Below are 4,701 nucleotides of genomic sequence, written 5' to 3' on the forward strand. Positions count from 1 at the left end.
TGCACCATAGCGAATAACTTGTTGCGGCAATTGGCCAAAGCTACAGGCGCTGTAACGCTGCGGCTGCTCAGCAATAAACTGGCACAGCGCAGCAAAACGTTGCTGGTTGAGCTGATTGACACTCAGTTGGTCAAAACTGCCGTGGCGCCTTTTAATAAATTCAAAAGGGTGAGTTAAAATACACACGGCGCTGAGTCCTTGCTGCCAGGCCTGGTCTACCGCATTTGTCAGTTCAGCTATGGAGCAAGCAGTGATTGCCATAATACGCTGACAATGACGTCCATTAAGCTGATACGACTGAAAACTGGTTAATGGCAATTCCGTTACTCCGGCTATCTGACAAAAACCATACGTTCGTTGTAACTCAGGGGCCGCATCTGAAGGTAGCAGTGCTGCGGCAATATTAGATGAGTATTTAAGGCCGCTGGCGGCGCAAGCAGCAAAGGTATCCAGGCCGGTAGAAAAGTTTCCGGTACGCACAGCGACAGGTGCACCAAAACCCCAGTCGGTGAAGCGCTGTTTCGCTTCCTGAAATATGGCGATCAGTTCTGACAATGGTCTTCCGGTAGAAGCGTCATTCGGCTGCGGGTTTAACATCTTGCCATCTGCAAAGTTTAGCCAGCAAGGGTGTAAATGCAGCTGCAAATCTTGACCTGCCGCTAAAATTTGTTCAGCCCGCCGTTGCATCGGAGCAACACCGAAGTAACGATTTTGAAGACTCTCAGTAAAAAAAGTAGCGGTTAACTGATATTGCTGTAGGGTTTTAAGTAAAAAACCCAGTGCTTGGCTCTGGCCATCCACCATGCCATCTACAGGTCCGTCCAACAAAGGGGAATATCGTTGAGGATGGGCAAAAGCACCCGCTATAGATGCTTCCGTATCTATAGTGATAAACACTTGTAATGCCGGGCGTTGGTACACAGCCTGTTCCATAGCTTAATCCATTGGCTCCCTTGCCATTTGAGAAGCAAACTATAACGTGGATAGCTCAGGACTGGCAAGCAGGACTCATAATTAGCCTATAATTCATTGGCTATTGCACAAAAAAATTGTTATAACAAACACATTATTACAGCTGTTTGAAATGGAATTTCACCTGTATGCCCAATACCTTGCCACTGGTCTCTGTCATTATCCCGGTTTATAACGGGTCGGCTTATATTGCTGACAGCATTCATAGCATCTTGCAACAACATTACCATCCTCTGGAAGTCATTATCGTCGATGATGGCAGTACCGATGGCACTGCTGAAATTGTGCAACAGCTGGCAGATGAGCGTGTGCATTACGTCAGGCAACAAAACAGTGGCTCAGCTGTTGCACGTAATTTAGGCATTAGTCTGGCTAAAGGTGAGCTGATTGCTTTTAATGACGGCGATGATTTATGGGCGCCCCATCGCTTAGCGCAGCAAGTCAGTTTTTTACAGCAGCACCCGGAATGTCAGGCGGTTTGTGGTCGCTTTAAAACGGTAGATATCAGTTTTTCACTGGCTGATGCCGAACTAGAGCAATATGACAAAGAGCCCATCCCAGATCCCAGAAAATCTGGTTGGATGTTTCTGAAGCTACTTGAAATATCCTGCTTTCATATAATTACGCTGTTAGTCAGACGTCAGGCATTAGTTGGCGTCAGTTTTAATCCGGATTACCGGCGTGGTCAGGATTTCGACTTCTGGCTTCAGCTCGCAAATCGGGTGCCTATACAGCAACTCGATAATTTATATGCTTTTTATCGAAAAAACATGCAAAGCATCTCCCATAAACCTCATAGCAGAAACTATCGCGCAGAAATTTTGCAAAATGCGCTAGCGCGCTATGGTATGACTGATCAACAAGGTCGTCAGATCCCCCACTCCAGGCTAAACCAAATTTTCGCTCAGGTTTGGTTTGAACATGGCTACGAATTATTTTTAGCTAAATGGTACAAAGCTGCGGCCAACAGTTACTGGAAAGGTCTAAGCTACAGAAAAAATAAACCTGGTGCATATAAGTTTCTGTTACTAAGTTACTTATTTCGAGCCAAAGACAAGACCCCCCCCCATGCTATCGCTCGCTGATTTTAAACTTATTTACCGCAATCAGCGTCAATTGTGGCAAAAACACTGCCTGCAAAAAAAACCTTTTGCTCAAGCAGATAAGCTTCAGCAAGCGTTATTATCGACTAACCCGGATAAACCCGCAGAATATTGCCAGCAATTAATAGATTACTTTTGGCCTGCCTTTTGCCACTATCGCACAGCTGCAGGCTGTCGGGCTTATTACCCCGGCTTGCCCAGTATTTATGGTGCAACCAATGATGGTATTGAGGGTATTAGCCGTACCTTGCCGATGTGGGCTGCATATAGCAGTAGCCCGCTGGCTAAACCTGAACTGTCTGAAAAGATGTTGTTATCTTTACGGGAATCCTTGCTTAATGGCACTGACCCGGCACATCGCTATTATTGGGGAGAAATTAGCAATAAAAGCACCTTAATTTGTGAAGCGGCAGATATCGCACTGGCGCTATGGTTGGTAAAAGATTCCCTGTGGTTAAGTTTTACTGAACAACAACAACAACAAATACTTGATTGGCTAAAGCAAGTGCCAGGTAAAATCACCGCAGATAACAACTGGCATTTATTTGTGGTGCAGGTTGATGCCGTCCTGGCTGTGTTGGACTCAAAACATCAATTTAATAGTCAACACCGCTTAACACAGCTAAACAGCTTTTATGTGGGTGACGGCTGTTATCAGGATGGTAAGCAGGGCGCTGTCGATTTGTATAATGCCTGGGGATTTCATTATCATTTTTTCCGGCTAAGCCAGATCATGCCGCAGTATGATTTTCAACCGCAGCGGCTGCTAGATTATTGTGATTGGTTTCAGCACTTATTTACCGAACAAGGAGTCGTATTATACGGTCGTAGTTTATGCTATCGCTTTGCTGTATCGACGCCCTTATTGATTCGAGCCGCAATAACTGATTCTAAAGTTGATTTAAATATAGCCATCACCGCTTTACTTCGAAGCTGGCAGTACTTTGTCAGCAATGAAGGATTACGATTCGGGCGACCGACCCAGGGAGTATTTAAGGATGATGAACGCTGGCTTGACCCTTATTCAGGCCCGGCAAGTAGCTTTTGGGGCGGGCGCAGTCTGGTGATGTTTTATGCTCTTAGTCAGCATCAAAATTTAAAAGACATTAATCTTATCGCTTTACCGCTTCAGCAGCATGCAATTGAAATGGAATGTAATTTAGCTGAAATAAAAATCGAAAAAAAACCAGCTGAAAATACTGTCCACCTATTACTGGATAATACTGATGCCAGCCTTGCAGATATAATCACTAAAGATGCACTCAGTACCATAAAAAAAACCACTCAGACACAGCGGTTTAAGAGTGCCATTTTTGCATGTAGCCACCGACCGGCGAATAATTTGCAAAAAATGGGGTTAAAGCATTTTTGCTCTGATCTGGAAGTATATCGCTAATCATGCAGAGTAACTCGATAAATGGATAATTCAGTTCTCAGTAAAGCACTTTCTGGGTTTCGCTGGAGCATAGCACTGCGTTTAAGCTCTCAATTGCTCAGTTGGCTTTCTACCCTTTTAGTGATTCGGTGGCTAACCCAGGCTGATTACGGCATCATGTCACTTGCAGAGGTTTTTGTTACATTTGCTTTTATGTTCTCTTCATTTGGTATAGCTAAGGCCTTAGTGCAATCCGATACGCTTAGTGATGACGTACTGCGCCAGGCTATGGGCTTCGCAATAGCAACAGGCATAATTTTGTTTATTGTGCTTTTTTTAGCCGCACCCTATATCGCACATTATTATCAGCAAGCATCATTAGTTACGGTTTTACGGGTTTTGGCCGTCATTTTTTTACTTTCTCCATGGGAGCTCATTGCCGGCGCCTTGTTAGATCGTGATATGGCATTTAAGCAAAAAGCGATAGTATCTGCCTGGATACATGTTGCCGCCTCTATTGCAGTGATAGTGATGGCTTATAGTGGCTTTGGTGTATGGGCTTTGGTATTCACTATGCTCGGGCAAAAACTCTGCTTTGCTATTGGTTATACTCTGCTAGCAAAACGCATTGTGATGCCTGTATTTGCTCTTGATAAAGTGATGCCTTTACTCAAGTTCAGTATTTATATCCTGCTGGCGGACTTAATCTGGTTTTTAACCAATCGGCTGGATATTCTGGCTGGTGGCAAACTTTATAGTATCAGTGATATCGGTATCTATGCTGTTGCCATTCATTTATCAAATCTTATCACCACTAAGGTGATGCCCGTATTTAAACAGGTGGCTTTTTCCGCCTTTTCACGCTATCAGCGCGAGTTGGATAAGGTGTCGTATTACCTTAAAACCACCTTGCAGCTGGCTTGTTTAACCTCGTATCCACTTTTTTTTGGTATTGCGGCTATCAGTCCGCTGCTAATACCCTTACTGCTCGGGGATAAATGGCAGGGCGTTGCCATAATTCTTTCACTGACAGCTATATCTATCCCGCTAAGAATACAATATGGATTAATTAACCTGACAATGGAAACTCAAGGCAAAGGTAAGCAAGTGTTTATGCTACGAATAGCCGTGCTATTACTTTTTGCCGCGGCTTTGCTGGCTTTTTCAAGCCTTGGTATTGTCGGCCTGGCTTACGCCTGGTTAGTTACCAGCAGTATCAGCTTAATTATGGCCACCTTACAAGCAGGCAAT

At 44.3% G+C, this 4,701-nt stretch carries 4 protein-coding genes; 3 read left to right on the top strand and 1 reads right to left on the bottom strand.

The window, feature by feature from the left end; translation table 11 throughout:
* Window positions 1-933 (bottom strand): polysaccharide deacetylase (locus V7D78_RS16000; RefSeq protein ID WP_333609456.1); only part of this gene is annotated, 933 nt, incomplete at its 3' end.
* A gap of 167 nt (window positions 934-1,100) precedes the next feature.
* Here V7D78_RS16000 and V7D78_RS16005 point away from each other — a divergent pair.
* The 3 genes from V7D78_RS16005 to V7D78_RS16015 all read left to right on the top strand — a co-directional run.
* Window positions 1,101-2,057, top strand: a complete 957-nt coding sequence (locus V7D78_RS16005; protein ID WP_333609457.1) for a glycosyltransferase family 2 protein — start codon at window positions 1,101-1,103, stop codon at window positions 2,055-2,057.
* Complete coding sequence (locus V7D78_RS16010; RefSeq protein WP_333609458.1) at window positions 2,041-3,471, top strand: DUF2264 domain-containing protein; 1,431 nt, start codon at window positions 2,041-2,043, stop codon at window positions 3,469-3,471. Before V7D78_RS16005 ends, V7D78_RS16010 begins: the two co-directional genes overlap by 17 nt.
* 21 nt (window positions 3,472-3,492) lie before the next feature.
* On the top strand, window positions 3,493-4,701 hold a 1,209-nt coding region (locus V7D78_RS16015), incomplete at its 3' end, for an oligosaccharide flippase family protein (protein WP_333609459.1).

Origin of the sequence: Arsukibacterium sp., assembly GCF_036735525.1 — a bacterium.
Lineage (GTDB): Bacteria > Pseudomonadota > Gammaproteobacteria > Enterobacterales > Alteromonadaceae > Alishewanella.

Coding starts and splice junctions, on each gene's coding strand:
- V7D78_RS16005 (WP_333609457.1), top strand. CDS start 1,101: ATGCCCAATACCTTGCCACTGGTCTCTGTCATTATCCCGGTTTATAAC.
- V7D78_RS16010 (WP_333609458.1), top strand. CDS start 2,041: ATGCTATCGCTCGCTGATTTTAAACTTATTTACCGCAATCAGCGTCAA.